15 protein-coding genes are annotated in these 18,348 nt (G+C 60.7%); 8 read left to right on the forward strand and 7 right to left on the reverse strand.

Features of this window, described 5'->3' with window-relative positions; all coding sequences use genetic code 11:
- The first annotated feature begins 4 nt into the window (after nt 1-4).
- Together QQF73_RS01720 and QQF73_RS01725 are read left to right on the forward strand one after the other, a co-directional pair.
- Nucleotides 5-1,159: an NAD(P)/FAD-dependent oxidoreductase gene (locus QQF73_RS01720; protein WP_219867144.1), complete on the forward strand. Its 1,155-nt coding sequence runs from the start codon at nt 5-7 to the stop codon at nt 1,157-1,159.
- A gap of 138 nt (nt 1,160-1,297) precedes the next feature.
- A complete protein-coding gene (locus tag QQF73_RS01725) occupies nt 1,298-2,152 on the forward strand; it encodes an acyl-CoA thioesterase (RefSeq protein ID WP_219867143.1) in 855 nt (284 codons plus the stop codon).
- Nucleotides 2,153-2,159: 7 nt separating this feature from the next.
- Here the strand turns inward: QQF73_RS01725 and QQF73_RS01730 are convergent, their stop codons facing one another.
- From QQF73_RS01730 to QQF73_RS01740, 3 genes are all read right to left on the reverse strand, one after another.
- Entirely contained in the window at nt 2,160-4,724 is a 2,565-nt protein-coding gene (locus tag QQF73_RS01730; RefSeq protein ID WP_285367022.1) for an EAL domain-containing protein, read from the reverse strand.
- Nucleotides 4,725-4,814: 90 nt separating this feature from the next.
- Nucleotides 4,815-5,261, reverse strand: coding sequence for a flavodoxin (locus QQF73_RS01735; RefSeq protein WP_285367024.1), 447 nt, complete (start codon nt 5,259-5,261; stop codon nt 4,815-4,817).
- Nucleotides 5,262-5,349: 88 nt separating this feature from the next.
- Nucleotides 5,350-6,447, reverse strand: coding sequence for a GGDEF domain-containing protein (locus QQF73_RS01740; RefSeq protein WP_285367025.1), 1,098 nt, complete (start codon nt 6,445-6,447; stop codon nt 5,350-5,352).
- A gap of 208 nt (nt 6,448-6,655) precedes the next feature.
- Between QQF73_RS01740 and QQF73_RS01745 the strand changes: the two genes are divergently transcribed.
- Together QQF73_RS01745 and QQF73_RS01750 are read left to right on the forward strand one after the other, a co-directional pair.
- Nucleotides 6,656-8,215 carry an inorganic phosphate transporter gene (locus QQF73_RS01745; protein ID WP_285367026.1) on the forward strand — a complete coding sequence of 520 codons (1,560 nt, stop codon included), beginning with the start codon at nt 6,656-6,658 and terminating at the stop codon, nt 8,213-8,215.
- A gap of 99 nt (nt 8,216-8,314) precedes the next feature.
- The gene (locus tag QQF73_RS01750) at nt 8,315-8,581 is read left to right on the forward strand and encodes a hypothetical protein (RefSeq protein WP_219867138.1); all 267 of its coding nucleotides are present in this window, start codon (nt 8,315-8,317) and stop codon (nt 8,579-8,581) included.
- Between the two features lie 148 nt (nt 8,582-8,729).
- Here the strand turns inward: QQF73_RS01750 and panP are convergent, their stop codons facing one another.
- From panP to QQF73_RS01770, 4 genes are all read right to left on the reverse strand, one after another.
- The gene (panP, locus tag QQF73_RS01755) at nt 8,730-10,406 is read right to left on the reverse strand and encodes a pyridoxal-dependent aspartate 1-decarboxylase PanP (protein WP_219867137.1); all 1,677 of its coding nucleotides are present in this window, start codon (nt 10,404-10,406) and stop codon (nt 8,730-8,732) included.
- A 192-nt stretch (nt 10,407-10,598) separates the two neighbouring features.
- On the reverse strand, nt 10,599-10,937 hold the full coding sequence (locus QQF73_RS01760) for a DUF503 domain-containing protein (protein WP_219867136.1): 339 nt from the start codon (nt 10,935-10,937) through the stop codon (nt 10,599-10,601).
- Nucleotides 10,938-10,965: 28 nt separating this feature from the next.
- Nucleotides 10,966-12,666: an isovaleryl-CoA dehydrogenase gene (locus QQF73_RS01765; protein ID WP_285367027.1), complete on the reverse strand. Its 1,701-nt coding sequence runs from the start codon at nt 12,664-12,666 to the stop codon at nt 10,966-10,968.
- 2 nt (nt 12,667-12,668) lie between these two features.
- On the reverse strand, nt 12,669-13,301 hold the full coding sequence (locus QQF73_RS01770; RefSeq protein WP_285367028.1) for a TetR/AcrR family transcriptional regulator: 633 nt from the start codon (nt 13,299-13,301) through the stop codon (nt 12,669-12,671).
- A gap of 275 nt (nt 13,302-13,576) precedes the next feature.
- Between QQF73_RS01770 and QQF73_RS01775 the strand changes: the two genes are divergently transcribed.
- The 4 genes from QQF73_RS01775 to ppk1 all read left to right on the forward strand — a co-directional run bounded on the left by QQF73_RS01775 (nt 13,577) and on the right by ppk1 (nt 18,346).
- Entirely contained in the window at nt 13,577-13,798 is a 222-nt protein-coding gene (locus tag QQF73_RS01775; RefSeq protein ID WP_219867133.1) for a hypothetical protein, read from the forward strand.
- A 158-nt stretch (nt 13,799-13,956) separates the two neighbouring features.
- Nucleotides 13,957-14,982, forward strand: coding sequence for a lipase secretion chaperone (locus tag QQF73_RS01780; protein WP_285367029.1), 1,026 nt, complete (start codon nt 13,957-13,959; stop codon nt 14,980-14,982).
- A gap of 137 nt (nt 14,983-15,119) precedes the next feature.
- Nucleotides 15,120-16,136, forward strand: a complete 1,017-nt coding sequence (gene hemB / locus QQF73_RS01785; RefSeq protein ID WP_219867132.1) for a porphobilinogen synthase — start codon at nt 15,120-15,122, stop codon at nt 16,134-16,136.
- A gap of 68 nt (nt 16,137-16,204) precedes the next feature.
- Nucleotides 16,205-18,346 (forward strand): polyphosphate kinase 1, encoded by a 2,142-nt coding sequence (gene ppk1 / locus QQF73_RS01790; protein WP_219867131.1) that lies wholly within the window; start codon nt 16,205-16,207, stop codon nt 18,344-18,346.
- The last annotated feature ends 2 nt before the right edge of the window (nt 18,347-18,348 follow it).

Raw genomic sequence — 18,348 nt, forward strand, 5'->3', positions numbered from 1 at the left:
GGTTATGACTGAACAGGCCCCCATCGTTATCGTCGGCACCGGGCTGTCGGGTTACTCGCTGGCTCGCGAGATGCGCAAGCTGGACAAGGAAACGCCCATCGTCATGGTGACGGCGGATGACGGCGTGAGTTATTCCAAGCCCATGCTGTCCACCGGGTTTACCAAGGACAAGGATGCGGATGGCCTGGCTCAGGCGGCGCCTGAGCCCATGGCAGAGCAACTGAACCTCCAGCTGCGCACCTTCACAACCGTGACCGGGATTGACACCCAGGCCCATGAGCTGGTGCTTGGCGACGAACGGCTGGCGTACAGCAAACTGGTGCTGGCCTGGGGCGCAGACGTTATTCGGCTCTCGATTGATGGGGATGGCCTGGAGCACGTATTTTCCATCAACGACCTGATGGACTACCGGGCATTTCGCAAGGCTCTGTCAGGTGGTAAGCGGGTCGCCATCATGGGCGCCGGGCTGATTGGCTGTGAGTTTGCCAATGATTTGCGTAACGGCGGTTACGACGTGGACGTGATTGCGCCGTCCGATGTTGTGATGCCGGGCCTGCTGCCGGAGCCGGCCGCCGATGCGGTGCAGCAGGAGCTGGAAAATCTGGGGGTCCGATTCCATCTGGAAACCGTGGTGGATCGCATTGACCGTGACGGCCAGGGGGTAAAGCTCACGCTTGCCAACGGTGAGGCATTGAATGCCGACATAGTGATCTCCGCCGTCGGTCTGCGCCCCCGGACCGAACTGGCCCACGCGGCGGGAATCGAGGCCGGCCGCGGCATAATCGTCAACCGGGCCCTGGAGACCTCCGCTCCGGATGTCTACGCCCTGGGAGATTGTGCCGAGGTCGACGGGCATGTCCTGCTGTACGTCCTGCCGCTGATGGCGTGCGCCCGGGCACTGGCGAAAACCCTGGCCGGGGAACGCACGGAGGTGCGTTACGGCACCATGCCGGTCATGATCAAGACTCCGTGTTGTCCTACCGCGGTCTGTCCACCGTCACCGGATGCCGCAGGGGAGTGGCACGTGGAACGGGACGGTTCCGACGTCAAGGCCCTGTTCCGGAGCCCCGAGGGTGAGATTCTCGGTTTCGCCGTAACGGGACGATTTGCAGTGGAAAAGCAGGCGCTGTCCAAGGAAACGCCGCCCATCCACGGTTGATGCCCAGCCGTTCCATCCGGCCCCCCAGAGCCTCTGGGGGCCACGATTTTGTCCCCGGCGGCCATGCTTTTCATTGCGAAATGCGCCGGCTTGGGGTAGAAAACTTCTTCGTGTGCTAACGAATTAACAGGAGCAGGCATGCTTGAAGTAACTAAAAGGCTGGTGGATCTACTGGATCTTTCTCCCATCGGCGACGACCACTTTCAGGGTGACAGCGAGGATCTCGGCTTCCCCAATGTCTTCGGCGGACAGGTGCTCGGTCAGGCGCTGATGGCTGCCAGCCGCACCGTCGAGAACCGCCTGTGCCATTCCCTGCACGCCTACTTCCTGCGCCCCGGCAACCACAGCATGCCAATCGATTACGAAGTGCAGCGGGTCCGGGATGGAGGCAGCTTTTCCGTTCGCCGGGTAATCGCCCGTCAGGGTGGAAAGGAGATCCTGACCGGCTCCATGTCGTTCCAGGTTGCCGAGCAGGGCTTTGAGCACCAGCTTGATATGCCCGAGGCACCGGATCCGGACACGCTGAAGTCCGAACATGAGTGGGGCAAGCTGATTGCCCCTCACGCTCCGGAGAAAATGCGGGATTCGCTGACCCGCGACCGGCCGATCGAAATCCGCCCGGTGGATCCGGTTAACCCGTTCAAGCCGGAAAAGCGCCCGCCCCACAAACAGAGTTGGTTCCGGGCCCAGGGGCACCTGCCGGACGATCCGGTGCTGCACCGGTGCCTGCTGACCTACGCCTCGGATTTCCAGTTTCTCGGAACGTCACTCAATCCCCACGGCGTGACGTTCATGAGCAAGAACCTGCAGGTGGCAAGCCTTGATCATGCGATCTGGTTTCACCGGGATTTCCGCATGGACGAATGGCTGCTTTACGACAAGGACAGCCCGAGTGCGTGTGCCGGACGCGGATTTAACCGCGGCAATTTCTTCAACCGGGAAGGGGTGCTGGTGGCATCAACGACCCAGGAAGCGTTGATTCGCCAACGCTGAGTCGGCGCTAGCCCAGTTTCTGTTGCTGGCTGTCCGAGTGGCTCAGCCAGTCCAGCATGTCATCGAACGGCAGGGGTGGTGTGAGCAGGAAGCCCTGGATCATGTCGCAGCCCATGCCCCGCAGGAGTCCCGCGGTGGTCTCGTCCTCCACGCCTTCGGCGACCACCTTGTACCCCAGGCTGTGGCACATATCGATGGTGGTCTGGACGATGACACGGTCCTCGGCCCGGGTGACCAGGTCCGAGATCAGCGAACGGTCAATCTTGATCTCACTGGCCGGCAGTTGCTTGATGTAGGACAGTGACGAGTACCCGGAGCCAAAGTCGTCTATGGACACCGGAATGCCGCTGTCATTGAGCAGTTTCAGGGCGGTCAGGGAGTTGGCGGGGTCCTGCATCATGGACGTTTCCGTGACCTCGAATGTGATGCTGTCCCGGTGCTGCTGAAAGCTGCTCATCAGCCGCTGCACGTGCAGTGGGAAATCGGGCTCCCGAAGGTTGTTGGGGGAGATATTGACCGACAGGTCCAGGGGCCAGCCGTGCTCGAGCAGCCGGCTGCGCATGGTGAGGGCCTGCTCCAGAACCCAGCGGGTCAGGGGCTTGATCAGGCCGGTCTGCTCTGCCAGCACCACGATTTCATCCGGACGAATCTGGCTCTGTTTTTCGGGCCAGCGGATCAGGGCCTCCAGGCCTACCACCGCACCGGTTGCCAGTGACACCTTGGGCTGCAGATACAGCGCCAGTCGGTTGTCGATCAGGGCCTGGCGCAATTCGGAGACGATGGTCAGCCGGTCGGCGCTGAAGGAGTCCCGGGACGGCTTGTAATAGGCCATGCCCCGCTCCAGCGCCCGCTCAGTGCCTTCGGCGATGACCGCACGACGAATCAGGGTATTGGCATCCATTCCGTGGTCCGGAAAGATCGCCACGCCCAGGCGGGCATCCATGGGCACCTGCATCCCCAGGTAATCAACCGGGTAGCGGATATCCTCCAGGGCGTTGACGACGGACCGTGCCGCGGCTTCGGCGACGTCCGCATCGACCACAAACGCGAAGGTCTGTGGGTCCAGGGAGGCCAGGAAATAGCTGCGTTTGTCGGTCTGTTCGACGGCAATGGCCCCGGGCAGGTCGCGTAAAACGGCGTTGTAGTGCTTCGAGGCCAGTTCAAGAATCTGGTCGCTGTTGCGGTGGCCCAGGGTCTTGGTGACCGAATCCAGGTTGTTCAGATGAATGACGACGATGCCGAACCGCTTTTCCGGACTGCGCATCATCAGATCGTTCAGGGTCATCTCAAAGCCGCTGCGATTGGGCAACCCGGTGAGCGGGTTGTGAAGGGCGTGGTCCATCAGTTTGAGCTCGGCGGACCGGCGGGCGGTCATTGCACGCAACTCGGCTTCCCGCGCTTCCACCTTGTCCTGGCGCTCCTGGAGCATCCGGACGGCCATGGCCATGGCCAGTAACACGGCCTGCAGCGCAGAACCGATCTGCATGGCATAGACCGTGAGAAAACTGTTGGGCAGGAATCCGTACTTGTTGGCCGCGGTAATGGCACTGCCGAGGGTTAATGCGCCCCACGCCAGGGTGTAGTAGGCCGCCTGACGGTTACCCCGAAGCCACTGCTGGGGGCCGAGCAGAGTCAGCAACAGGCTGCTGGGTATGGAGAGTGCAACCACCAGGCGGATTGACGTGCTGTAGTCCAATACGAAGGTGGCCAGCGCCGCCGCTGAGTTTATGGCAATGGCGAGGATAACCGTGCGTTCCAGGGCCGGGCTGGCACGGTCAAGGTTCAGGAACGAGCGCGAGAACCAGAGCGTGAAGATCAGGGCCATCGGGATGCTCAGCAGCATCGCCCGGTTCTGGATCTCCGGGCTGGTGGGCCAGAGCGCCTGAAAGGTCATGCCATTCAGGGTGCCGATCAGCAGGAGGTAGCCCAGGGTCGAGAGCACATACAGCAGGTAGACCCGCTCCCGTAGCGCCAGGAAAACGAAGAGGTTCAGGAAGATGGCGGTAATCAGGATACCGTAGTAGACCGCGTGTACCTGATCCTCGATAAACGAGCTCTCGAAGAATGACTTGTCATTCCAGAGTGTCAGGGGAACCTGCATAGCTCCGCTGGTCTGGACTTCGAGCAGGATGTCGTAGCGGCCCTCACCGGAACGCTCGAACGGAAACAGAAAGTGCCGGTGAAGGATCGGACGCTGCTTGAACGGGAAGGCATCGCCGGTGGTCACGCTGCGAACGATCTTGCCGTCCTCGACCAGAAAAAACCGGACCCGATCCAGGTGGGCGTAGCTGATTTCCAGGAGATTCAGGGATTGCTGGTCCGGGACCGGAAATCTCAGCCAGAGCGTGTCTTCGATGTAGCCGAAGTTCGGGCTCCGGCCCCGAAGTGACTGCCAGTTTCCGGATTCGAGCAGATTTTCAGGCAGGGCATCCGTGCCGGCCGGGACAGTCAGATAACTGGCATGGGGCACATAGTAACCCTCCGCCCCGTGGGACGGCGAGGCGAACGCAAGCAGCAGAAGCAGCGTCGCAAGTAGTCTTGGCCAGTCAATAAATGTCACGAAGTGTCGCATTCAGTCTCGTTGTAAGCGCGAGTATGGCCGTTCACCGGAAACGGCTCAAGCGTCAGCGACTGCAATTGTGATGCTCTCGCCAGCCGGGGTTCATAGCTGGGTGAGCCACTGCCTCACCCACGGCAGCGCTTCGGCCTCAGGCTCCATGGTTTCCAGGGCATCAATGCGCAAGGTGTCGCCGACTTTGCGGGCAGCGGTCTCGCTGAGGGCTTCTTCCATAAGGTCGCCGGCGCCGCAGAAGGTATCTCCGTAGGAGCTGTCGCCCAGGACAATGACCCCGAAGGGGCGACCCGGTTGCTGGGGCAGCCGGTCGCGCAGATCGACATAAAATGGCAGCAGGTTGGCGGGCACCTCGCCCTGGCCGGTGGTCGATGTGCACACCAGCAGGGCGTCCTCGTTTCCGGTGATGTCCTCCAGGACCGGGTGCTCCAGCACCGTTACCCGATGCCCCTCGGCCTCCAGGCTCTCTTTGATTGCCCGCGCGGTCAACAAGGCACCGCCGTAGACGCTGCCCACCAGAATTCGCATGCTTGTCATTTCTTTTCCTGTCAGTTCGGTATTTCCCCGGGGTTTACGGGGCGGAGTAGGCGTCCGATCATAATCGCAGCAGGTTTACCGCTCAAGATCAGGCCGTTCCGGCAGTGCTCGCATCCCGGCTGCGAACCCTGGGCGCTATGCGGTTCCGGCCGGCTTCCTTGGCATTGTAGAGATGCACATCTACCTGCTTGAGCAACTCGTCGATTGAGCCGGCCTTGGCGATGGAACAGACGCCGGCGCTGATGGTGACCGGCAGGTCGGCACCGCGGAACTGGAACCGGGTGCTGGCCACTTCCGAGCGAAGTCGCTCAGCCAGGGTCAGCGCCTGGAGCAGCGAGGTGTCGGGCAACAGCAGCAGAAACTCCTCGCCACCCCAGCGCGCCGCCACGTCGGTCTGGCGAATGATGGCTTTCATCAGAGTGGAAAATTCCCTCAACACCGCGTCGCCGGCGTCGTGGCCAAAGCGATCGTTGATGGCCTTGAACAGGTCCAGGTCGATCAACGCAATCGAGAAATGATGACCGGAGCGCCGGTACCGGGAAAATTCAGCGCCCAGCCGGTTCTGCATGTCCCGGCGGTTGGACAGACCGGTGAGTTCGTCGGTCTTGGCAGCATGCTCATGGGTTTCTGCCAGTGCCACCAGTTCGTTGCGGGCTTTCAGGCGGCTGGCCTCGAGCACGAAGCAGAGAATGGATTCGAAGGTCAGGGTGGCAAAGAACCGGATCTTAAAGTCGGTACTGTATTCAGTTGAAACCAGGGGCATTCCGGGGAACTGGAAGACAATGACCGCAACCAGGTAACAGAACAGCAGCACAGCGGTTCCGGTCTTGAGGTTGGTCAGATAGAACAGCAACGGTGGGAACACATAGAACCACAGCGGGCCGGTATTGCTCTCGCCACCCGAGGCAATCAGGTAGGTAAACAACAGGCCGACAACCAGGAGCAGGCCACCTTTCTGGGCGGTGCGGTCGCCGGTGTGGGCAAACCAGGCCATGTTGGCGGCGACCACCAGCACAAACGACCAGAGTACCCAGGCGTGGGTGTTGTGGCCCGCATACCACGCCTTGGCGCCGATACCGATCAGGAACGCAATGGCCATTACCGACAACCAGGTGATCAGTCGCGATACCTGGGCGTCCTCGCGCTCGCCGACGGCCCGTTGGCCGCATGAAGTTTGGTCGGTCATGTGAGCCTTAACTGGAGTTATTATAGTTTTGACGCTTTTTCCCGGAATTATGGGGCAGTTCCCGTAAAGAATGCATCCTTTGGCTACTCATTGTGTGATCTGGGTGAGCTATACCCCCGTTTATTTCAATTTGATGTCAAAAAATTTATAGTTGCGGCGCGTAACTGTCGCAGTTTCCCCATTCAGACCAAACGAGACCCAATCTGTTATGGCCCGTTCAACCGGATTTCTGGATACTCTTCTCACCAGCCCTTCCACGGAACGATACAGGGTCGGATTCAGCCTGCTGTTTCTACTCGGCATATGGCTGACCGTTGGTTCTTTCAGCCAGGGAATGCCTAACAGCATGCTGTTAATGGCGGCTGCCGTTATCGGTGGCTACATGGCAATCAACATCGGCGCCAACGACGTTGCCAATAACGTGGGGCCTGCAGTTGGCTCCGGGGCGCTGACCCTTGGGGGCGCAATCGTTATCGCCGCCATCTTCGAGGCCAGCGGCGCCCTGATTGCCGGTGGCGAAGTGGTGTCGACCATCAAGGGCGGCATCATCGACCCGACGTCCCTGGCTGACAGTCAGGCCTTCGTCTGGCTGATGACCGCTGCGCTCCTGGCCGGGGCGCTGTGGCTCAATCTGGCGACCTGGATGGGGGCGCCGGTCTCGACCACGCACTCCATTGTTGGCGGCGTCCTGGGTGCAGGCATTGCCGCCGGCGGCTGGGGCATCGCAGATTGGGCGGTAATGAGCAAGATCGCCGCCAGCTGGGTCATCTCACCGGTTCTCGGGGGCGCGCTGGCCGCGCTGTTCCTGTTCGCGATCAAGAAAACGGTGCTGTATCGCAAGGATGTCGTTCCTGCGGCGCGCACCTTTGTGCCCCTGCTGGTGGCCATTATGGCGTGGGTCTTCGGGACCTACCTGATGATCAAGGGCGTCAAGAAGGTCGTGAAGGTCGACTTCCTGGAGGCGTCACTGATTGGTCTGGTGGCGGCAGCCCTGGCCTATGTGCTGGTCCGCACCATGGTGAATCGCCGGGCGGCCACCATGGAAAACAGCGCCGTGGGCGTAAGCTCACTGTTTACCTGGCCCCTGATCTTTGCCGCTGCCCTGCTGAGCTTTGCGCACGGTGCTAACGACGTTGCCAACGCGATTGGCCCGCTGGCGGCGATCAACGATGCCCTGGCCTCGGGTGGGGTGGTAACGGCAGCCAGTATCCCGCTGTGGGTGATGCTGGTCGGCGCGCTGGGTATCGCCGTCGGCCTGATGCTGTTCGGTCCGCGCCTGATCAAGACCGTGGGCAGCGAAATCACCGAACTGGACAAGACCCGCGCGTTCTGTGTCGCCCTGTCGGCGGCACTGACGGTGATTCTGGCTTCTCAGCTCGGTCTGCCGGTCAGTTCCACCCACATCGCGCTTGGCGGGGTATTCGGCGTCGGTTTCCTGCGCGAGTATCTGAAGTCCAACTACGCGACCCAGCTGCACAAGATCATGGAACATCATGATCCGGAGGAGCAGGAGCGCCTGAAACCCTTCCTGGATGATTTCCGCAATGCCTCGGTCGAGGAAATGGAAAAGCTGCTGAAGCAGGCCAAGAAGAATAAGCAGGTACCGCTGGTGAAATCCGAGCGCAAGCGTCTGAAAAAGATCTATCGGGAAGAAATGGTCAAGCGTTCACATCTGATGAAGATTGCGGCGGCCTGGATCATCACCGTGCCGGCCTCGGCCATCATGGCGGCGATCCTGTTCTTCACCCTGCGCGGGTTGCTGATCTGATCGACCGGGCTGGTTGCAGCCCGTCAGTTTGGTCATACTATTTGAAGGTAAGGGGCGAGCACGCCCCTCTGGCATCCATATTTGTCCGTGGAGTGAAGTATGAGTTCATCTGTAGAGAGCCGGCAGGCCAAGACCATTGATGAGCTGCGAGTGTTCATCAAGAAAGTGCTGAGTGAGCCGACCATCGCCGTCAAGTCCATGGAGATTGCCCGCAAGCATCGCAATGAGCCGAATGCGAACGAGATCATTGCCCGGGAGATCAGCGCCAATACCACGATCCGGATCCCTGAGAGCTGGAGCGATGCGGATCACATGTTCCTGGAGATCATTCACGAAGTGCTGGATGACGAAGAGGCGCTTTACTGAAGTCAGCCTTGATCCTCAGTGAGGGAGGCGGATAACCGACCACAACCGTGCGGAGCCATGGATGACGGAGCCGAGCGCACAGGGATGTGTTCACAGCGTGTTGTGGTCAGTTACCCGACTTCTTTGCGGTTTCCGCGCCAGTGAGGCCTCAGGCCTGTCTGGCACCAAGTTGGCCCTGTTTCAGCACTGCATCGGCCATCTGATGCAGAATGCTCATCTCGTCCTGAATCCCCTCATCCGTCGACAGTTCCCGCTGTTCAGCCAGAATATCCGTCAGAATCTCCCGCGTGGTCAGCGGGTTCGCCAGCACCACCCGGAACACGATGCACGGGAAGTGATAGTAGCGTGATGGTTCCAGTCGGGTCCGTGAGACAAACGCCTTGCCCCGCTCCCGCTGGGTTTTCTGGATAAACTTGGTGATGCGGTTAAGGCAGGTGTTGAGCTTCTCCGCCTGCAGTGGGTCCGCCATTGCCAGGGCCTTCTGGACATTTTCCGGGCAGTAGCGGTAGGTGAGGATGTTCAGCTCCGGTCGGGTGACCAGTTCAAAGTCCGGTTCGTCCTCTATCATCCCGGCAAACGTCTTGGCCTTGTCGATGCCCTGATCGATCAGAATCTCGTAGCCTTCCCGCGCCAGGATCTTCAGGCCGGAATGGATCAGCATCGACATGCCTGGGCGTGAACCCTCCAGGGTGGTGCTGCCCAGGTCCCGGGAACCTTTCCGGATGATGTACTGGGCATGGTGTTCTACGGCGCTGGCCAGGCTCGGGTCCTTGAAGACCACCAGACCGACGCCCATGGGCACGTAAAGCTGTTTGTGGGCATCGAAGGTGACTGAGTCGGCCTTCTCAATGCCCCGGAGCAAGTGCTTGTGGGTTCGTGAGAACAGGGTCGGGCCTCCCCAGGCCGCATCCACATGGAAATGGGCGCCGAATTCCCGGGCGATGTCCGCCATTCCGTCGAGCGGATCGACGTTGCCGGTCTCGGTGGTGCCTGCTACCCCGCAGATGGCCATGACCTTGATCTTCTGGCGCTGAAGTTCCAGGCATTTGTCGCGCAGAGCGTCGGTCTGGATGCGGTTTTCATCGTCTGTATCCACCGGCACCAGCGACTCCCGGCCCAGGCCCAGCACATCGGCGGCCTTGCGCAGTGAGTAGTGGCCCCGGCGGGATACCACGATTGCCGCTCCTTCATAGCCGTAGTATTTCAGGGCCCGGAACAGACCTTCCTGATGCAGACCGCGGAAGTTGCCTTCGGCCGGGAAGGCACGGTTGCGGGCCACCCAGAGTGCTGTCAGGTTGGCAATGGTGCCGCCGGAGCACATGGCGCCCAGGGCATAGCGGGGGTTGTGCATCCACTTGCGATAGAAAGCGCCGTCCTCTTCGTACACCAGGCGGTGAATCATGCCGAGGACCTGACGTTCCATGGGTGTGAACGCCTTGGAAGTCTCGGTTTTCACCAGATTCTGGTTCAGCGCAATCATGATCTTGGACAGCGGCAGCATGAAATACGGCAGCGCTGAGGTCATGTGGCCAATGAAGGCCGGGGAGGCGGTATGAACGGAATTGGCCACCAGTTTATCGAGCAGGAACTGGGCCTGCTCGGATACGAACACGGGTTTTTCGGGGATCGCGTAGTCGGAGAAATTCTTCTCTACTTCCGACAGGTCCCGTTCAACCGCAACGATATGCTCCTGCAGGAAGCCTGCAAGATTTCTGGAGATGTTCTGGTCGATCCGGCTCAGCGTGGATTCCGGGGCCTCGGGCACCGTGAACACGCGATACATGGCCTCAACCGAGGCCTGGGCGGATTTTTTCTTTCCGGTCATAGGTACCACACGTAATCAGTGGTCATCCGCAGGGCCGGTTCCGGATGCCCGACGGATATTGCCGAAGTGTTGATCCGGCGTTGGTAACTCGCCGCCTGTAGCAGGCTGGCGCACTGGCATCCCTGAGGGGGCGTAGTATACGGCGTGAGAAGACGTTACGCCACAAGGCCCCGTTCCAGTGCGCGCGGCAGGTCAGAGAATTTCCCGGTGGATATCCAGTATGGCAGCATCCACCCGTTCCTCGATGGCTTTTTCAACCTGGTCGAGGCGCTGGGTAATCTGCTGGGACGAGGTGCCGAGTGCCGCAATGGTCCAGGTTGCACAGTCCAGAGCGTCCTGGTCCGCGGTTTCGGACACCGCCAGATCCGGCTCTCTGCCCCAGACCGCGCGCAGGGCTGTAAATACCTTGCGTTTGGCCTTGAGATCTTCGCAGCCGTACAGCTGGAAGTGCAGGGTGAGGACGCCCACGTGGGGCGTGATCACCGGTTGCGGGCCAGGCTGGCTCAGCAGTTTTCGGAGGGCTTCAGACATAGTGATCCGTGCTCAGAATGGGATCGGACTAGCCTACTACAGGTGTTGCACGTTTGATAATGGCGGCGGCGTCCGTCCCCGAGGGCAGGTTGCCGTAGTTGAGCCCGCCGCCGGCTTCCAGGCGGGTGGCGCAAAAGGCATCTGCGACCGCCGGGTCCGAATGCTGCAACAGCAGGGCGGCCTGCAGCGCCAGGGCCATGCGATCGACCAGATTGCGGGCCCGGTACTGGAAGTCGCTGATGTCGGCAAAGTCGTTCTGCAACTGGGCCAGGAACCGGTCAAAACGGGCGTCGGCTCCCCGCGCCAGGGCCGCTTCGCGGAAGAAGGCGTCCAGGGTGTCCGGTTCTTTCTGCAGGGCGCGCAGGGTGTCCAGGCACTGGACATTGCCACTGCCTTCCCAGATCGCATTGACCGGAGACTCCCGGAACAGCCGGGGCATGATGCAGTCCTCCATCACGCCGCTGCCACCAATGCACTCCATGGCTTCGTAGGCGTGATTCGGAGACCGCTTGCAGATCCAGTATTTGCCCACCGGGGTCGCCAGGCGAGCCAGCAGGCGTTCGTGTTCCTGACCCTGACTGTCCAGCGCCCGGCCAATGCGCATGGTGTAGGCCAGCGCCGCTTCGCTTTCGAGGGCCAGATCGGCCAGTACATTCTGCATCAGGGGCTGATCGATCAGGCGATTGCCGAAAGCGCTGCGATGGCGGCAGTGGTGAGTGGCCTGGGCCACGGCCTGGCGCATGCCGGCGGAACTGCCGATCATGCAGTCAAAGCGGGTCATGGCCACCATCTCGATGATCGTGGGTACGCCCCGGCCCTCTTCGCCGACCATCCAGCCCAGGGCGCCTCGCAACTCGGCCTCGCTGGAGGCGTTGGCCACATTGCCCATCTTGTTCTTGAGGCGTTGAATCTGCCACGGGTTCTTGCTGCCATCCGGCCGCCAGCGGGGCATGAGGAAGCAGGACAGGCCGCCGCGGGACTGCGCCAGCACCAGGAAAGCGTCGCACATAGGGGCCGAGACAAACCATTTGTGGCCGACCAGTTCGTAGGCCTGGCCCGGACCCTCAAGACCTACCGGGTAGGCTTTGGTGCTATTGGCGCGAACGTCACTGCCGCCCTGTTTCTCGGTCATCGCCATACCGATGGTCACCGAGGCTTTCTGGCCGTCGGGAAGGTTGCGGGGGTCGTAGCTGTTGGCGAGGATCCTCTGTTCCCAGTCCCGGGCGAGGTTCGGCTGTTTCCGGATTGAGGGTATGGCAGCGAACGTCATTGTGATCGGGCAACAGTGGGCCGCTTCCACCTGGGAATGCATGTAGTACTTGGCGGCCCGGGCAACGTGCGCTCCCGTGCCCGGATGGGTCCAGGGGCTGCTGTGCAGGCCATGCTCCATGGCGATAGCCATCAGCTCATGATAGGCCGGATGGAAATCCACCTCGTCGATGCGATGCCCGAACCGATCATGGGTGTTGAACACCGGCTTGTTGTTGTTGGCACGGAACCCAAGATCGATAGTTTTCGCGGCACCCGCCAGAGCGCCAAACCGTTTCAGGTCATCCTCGGCCCAGCTGGCCCCTTCCCGAGTGGCCGCTTCCTGCAGGGCCATGTCCTGCTCGAAGAGGTTGTAGTCCTCAAGTGCTGGCGGTTGGTTCACCACGTCGTGGGTGCTGGCCAGATACCGGTCTTCGGTATTGCCGGTCTGACTTTCGGGATGGGGCTGCCGTGCGTTCATGGCTATCTCCTGGTGCCGGTCAACCCCTGCATGCAGAAGCGAATAATGGTGTCGACCAGCATATCGTTGTTGTCAGTTGTAGCCGCGGGCTTCGTTCCGGCCTGGGTTGGAGACAACGGGCCGACGAGACTCTCCGCGATTGCGCCCACAAGGCAGGTACTGCTCTGGCAGGCGTCCTGGTCCGGAATGCATCCTTCTTCGATGCCGTCTCGGATCGCTGTTTCGAATAGGCTTGCGTAAGCCTTCCGGTATTTCAGCCGTTCCTCTTCAACCTTGGGGTCCACTGGCTCGGCAATCAGTGACCACGCCATCGTCGGCCCTCTCAGCGCCCGTTCGGCGAACTGCCGCAATGCCTTTTCCAGACGCACATCGGCCTCGTCGCTGGTTGCCAATGCCTCGGCGACCTTGTCCACTTCACGCTGGGTCGCCAGGCGGAACACTTCTGCGAACAGGTCTTCCCTGGAGTCAAAGTGCCGATAAATAGTGCCGGTTGCTACGCCTGCGAGGCCTGCGATCCGGGTGATCCGGGCACTCCGGAAACCGCCCCTGGCGACGCATTCATAAGTGCAGTCGATGATGCGTTGCCGTGCCTCGGCCTTGCGTTGGCGCATTTTCTCCGTTTCACGATAAGCCATACCGGCTCCCTACAAGTAGTGAATCATTATTCATTCTTTTAGTCAATCTGTCAGGGTTCTGATATTGGTCCATTTTGTCACATAAAATCAGCGTGTTATTTTTGGTTACAAAAAGTTACAAAAAAGGCATTGTTCAGAAATAGCGCAGTCACAAAAACCGGATTATAAAGACGCCAAGACGATGCCCCCGTTGGCAGTTCGTCGAGACTGAGTGTAGTCGCCCTGAGTGGGCTGCCGGCACTCGACCATCTGTTTTCGTTGATGGAGAAAATATCATGAGTGAATTCGACGAAAGCAATCTGGAGTCGTCAGGAAACTGGGGCGGCGACAGTGACGACAGCCATACCATTGCAGGCCGTGCGCGGGTTCGTGCCCAGTTGCAGGCAGACATCGAAGCCTACCTGAGCCAGGGAGGGAAAATTCAGGAGGTTGATACGTACTTCCGATCTGATTCCCCCCGCAAGGTGGACGTGGGTTTCAATAACCGCTCCCTGTGATTCCTTGTCAGGACAGGCCGGGATAATCCATCCCGGTCCTGTTTTTGACGTCGTTCTCGGTACGCCTGGTCGACCTGGTTTATGCTCGTGCAATCCCATCGTGTCCGGAGTTAATCCGGTGCGGTAGCCAATTCCCGGGAACACGGACAGCCCTGACCATGAATGCCTTCGCCCGCCCTCTGGTTCTCGTACCGCTGGTCCTGATCGGTCTGACCGCAATCGTTTGGCTATGGCCCGGGACGATGGGCGGGGAAACCCAGGGCGTCATAACACCGCAGGAACCCTCATCATTGATCCCGGGTAAGGCGCCGTCGGTGCAAGAATCCACGCCCCCCTCGCAACTGGTGGGTCGGCCCCGGGATGTGCCGGTGCCGGAGCAAATGCCCGCCTCCCTGGCCGGCACCTCCGTTCCGGGCGGATGGGCGCGGGTGGATGCCTTCGGTGGGCTTATCCCGACGTTGGCTCTGCGGCAGATGTTCGAATACTACCTGTCTGCGCTCGGGGAGGAGTCCCTTTCGCAGCTGGTTGCCCGAATCGAACAAACCCTGTCGGTTCTGGAAGAGCCGGCTCGAAGTCAGGCCCTGGAAACCCTGGGCGCCTACCTTGACTACAAGCTGGCGGTTTCCGACCTTGAAGCCGGCTACGGGGACGGATTGGATGCCCTGGAAATGCAGCGGCGGATGGCAGAAATCCATGCCCTGCGACGGACCTGGCTGGACAGTGCGACGGCGGAGGCGTTTTTTGCCCAGGATGAAGCGATAGATCGTTTCCAGGTCGAAAAACTTCGCATAGCCCGGGATCCGGAACTGACCCCTCAGCAAAGGCAGGCGGCTCTGGAAGACGCCGAGGCATCGTTACCGGAGTCCCTGCGCCGGGCGCGGAGAGATACCCGACGCTTTGCCGACTACGAACGGGCGCGCCAGGAGCTGGCGGACGATCCGGTGGCCCTTCGGGCGTGGCGGCAAGAGGCATTTGGTGCCGAAACCGCGGCACGGCTGGAGACGCTGGAGCAGGAACAGGCGGACTGGACCCGGCGCTGGCAGGCCTACTCGACGGAGCGGGAGAGGCTGATGGCATCCGGGTTGGCAGGCCCCGAGTTGCAGGTCGCCCTTGATCGCCTGCGAAACCAGCGCTTCGATGAACGGGAGCGCATTCGAGCCCAGGCGCTGGATTCGATTCGGTAACCCGATTGTCACGCGTCGTTCCTATCCCGATGCGGGAGTCTGCAACTGCTGGCCGAGGCCGTGTATGATGGGCGCAGAGCGTCATTCCGGCGTTGTCGTCAGCCATTGAGTTCCCGTCATCAATCAGGAGGTTATTCGTGCCGAGTCCCACCCCCCGTGCGTTTCCCGCCACCCGCTTACGTCGCAACCGCGCGAGTGATTTTTCCCGGCGCCTCGTGAGGGAGAACCAGTTGGCTCCCGACAACCTGATTTACCCTGTGTTTGTCCTTGAAGGCGAGGGCCAGCGGGAGTCGGTGCCGTCAATGCCCGGCGTTGAGCGGTTGAGCGTGGACCTGTTGGTGGAGCAGGCAGCGGAGTTGGTGGAACTGGGCATCCCGGCAATCGCTCTGTTCCCGGTGGTGGCCGCCGAAAAAAAGAATCTGTCCGGCTCTGGCGCCTGGGATTCGGACGGCCTGGCCCAGCGCGCGGTTCGCGCCCTGAAACAGGCCTTCCCGGAACTGGGTGTGATAACCGATGTGGCACTGGATCCGTTCACCACCCACGGGCAGGACGGAATCATCGACAATGACGGGTACGTAATGAACGACGTCACCGTGGAGGCGCTGGTTAACCAAGCGCTTTCCCACGCCGACGCCGGCGCAGATGTGGTCGCTCCCTCGGACATGATGGACGGCCGTGTCGCCGCCATCCGGGAGGCGCTGGAAGCCGCCGGGCATGTTAATACCCGGATTCTGGCCTATTCTGCCAAGTATGCCTCGAGTTATTACGGGCCGTTCCGGGATGCGGTCGGCTCTGCGGGCAATCTTGGCAAGGGCAACAAGTCGACTTACCAGATGGACCCTGCCAACGCCGACGAGGCAATACACGAAGTGGCCATGGACCTGGCAGAAGGGGCCGACATGGTGATGATCAAGCCCGGTATGCCCTACCTCGATATCGTGCACCGGGTGAAGTCCGAGCTGCAGGTGCCCACGTTCGTCTATCAGGTCAGTGGCGAATACGCCATGCACATGGCGGCGGCAGAGAACGGCTGGCTTGATGGTGATGCCGTGATGATGGAGAGCCTGATGGCAATGCGCCGGGCCGGCGCCGATGGCATTCTGACCTATTTCGCCGTACGCGCGGCGCGGCTGATGCGCGAGCAGCGACGCTGAATCGGCAAACGATACGACAGCATGGCCGGCGCGAGGCCGGTGGTGCATCCAACTGGAATTGAGGGATTATGACGACGGAAACGGCGAAGCAACCCAAGTCGGACAGTGGCCAGGGCGCGCCCGAAGCTATGGATGTGCCTGCGGTCGACGACGGCATCAACCTGGATGCCAGCGAGAATTACTTCAACCGGGAAATCAGCCAGCTGCAGTTCAATTACCGGGTTCTCAAGCAGGCTCTGGACACCACCCACCCTCTGATCAACCGTCTGATCTTCTGCTGTATTTTCAGCAGCAACATGGACGAATTCTTCGAGATCCGTGTTGCCGGTCTGCGCCAGCAGATGAAATATGGCCGGGAGACCGTGGGTATGGACGGCATGATGCCCGAGCAGGTGCTGTCGGAAATCAGCCGGGTGGCCCACGACCATATCCACGAACAGTACGACATCCTGAATAACGTCCTGATCCCGGAAATGGAACGCGAGAATATCCATTTCGTCCGCCGCCGGGAGTGGACACCGGCTCAGGCCGAATGGGTGCGTAACTACTTCGAGGAGGAAATCCTTCCGGTGGTCAGTCCGATCGGACTGGATCCGTCCCATCCGTTCCCGCGCCTGGTCAACAAGAGCCTCAACTTCATTGTCGAGCTTGATGGCAAGGACGCTTTTGGCCGTGAGACCGGCATGGCCATCGTGCCGGCGCCAAGGTCTTTGCCGCGCCTCGTGCGTTTGCCCGACGACGTGTGTAACGGAGGTGAGAATCTGGTGTTCCTGTCGTCGATGATTCACGCCCACGCCGACGAGCTGTTCCCGGGTATGGAGGTGAAGGGCTGTTACCAGTTCCGCCTGACCCGCAACGCCGACCTGGAGCTGGAAGACGACCTGGAAGACCTGGCGTCGGCCCTGCGGGGTGAGTTGCTCAGTCGCCGGTTTGGTGACGGGGTCCGGTTGGAGGTGGCGGATAACTGTCCCGAGGAGCTGATGCAGTTCCTGCTGACCGAGTTCGGGCTGACGGAACGCGATCTCTATCAGGTGCACGGACCGGTGAACCTGACCCGACTGATGGCCGTCAGTGGTCTGGTGGATCGGCCCGACCTGACCTACTCCGGGTTCTCCCCCTCGATTCCGAAGCTGATCCGCAGCAAGGACTCGATGTTCGACAGTATCCGCAAGCAGCCGATTCTGCTGCTCCACCCCTTTGAGAACTTCAGTCCGGTGGTGGACCTGTTGCGCCAGGCGGCCAAGGATCCCCAGGTACTGGCGATTCGCCAGACCCTGTATCGCACCGGCGCCGATTCCGAGATTGTCGAGGCGCTGGCCGATGCGGCCCGGCGTGGCAAGGAGGTGACTGCCGTTATCGAATTGCGGGCCCGTTTCAGCGAAGCGGAAAACCTCGAGCTGGCCAGTCGTCTTCAGGAGGCTGGAGTGATCGTGGTGTATGGCGTGGTCGGTTACAAAACCCATGCCAAGATGATTCTTATCGTCCGTCGTGAGGAGGGCCGGTTACGCCGTTACGTACACTTGGGTACCGGTAACTACCACGCTGGCAATGCCCGCCTGTATACCGACTACAGCTTCATGACCTGCGATGAGTCCATCGGCGATGACGTCAACAAACTGTTCCAGCAGTTAACCGGCATGGGCAAGGCCCTGAAGATCAAGAAGCTGTTTCACGCGCCGTTTACCCTGCATACCCGCCTGCTCAGCCTGATCGATCGCGAGGCGAGCTTTGGTGACAAGGGGCGGATTATCATCAAGTTCAACGCGCTGACCGAACCGGAGATGATCAAGGCACTGTACCGGGCGTCCCAGGCAGGCGTGAAGATTGATCTGATCATCCGCGGCATCTGCTGCCTCCGGCCCGAGGTACCGGGGCTGTCCGAAAACATTCGGGTGCGATCCATCGTGGGTCGATTCCTGGAGCATACCCGGGTGTATTATTTTGGCAATAACCGGCGGCCTGATGTCTACTGTTCCAGTGCCGATGGCATGGAGCGAAACCTGCTCAGCCGGGTGGAAACCGCTTTCCCCATTGAAGACCCGGCGCTGGTGGCGCGCGTCCGCGAGGACCTCGACACGTACCTGGCGGATAATTGCCAGTCCTGGGTGCTGCAATCGGATGGCAGCTATATTCAGAATCAGCCTGCCGAGGGCGAGGAGCGACTGGCGTCGCAACTGGTGTTGCTTGAGCGGCTGACCAGCAAACCCTGAGA

It is taken from the genome of Marinobacter albus, assembly GCF_030238305.1.
Lineage (GTDB): Bacteria > Pseudomonadota > Gammaproteobacteria > Pseudomonadales > Oleiphilaceae > Marinobacter > Marinobacter albus.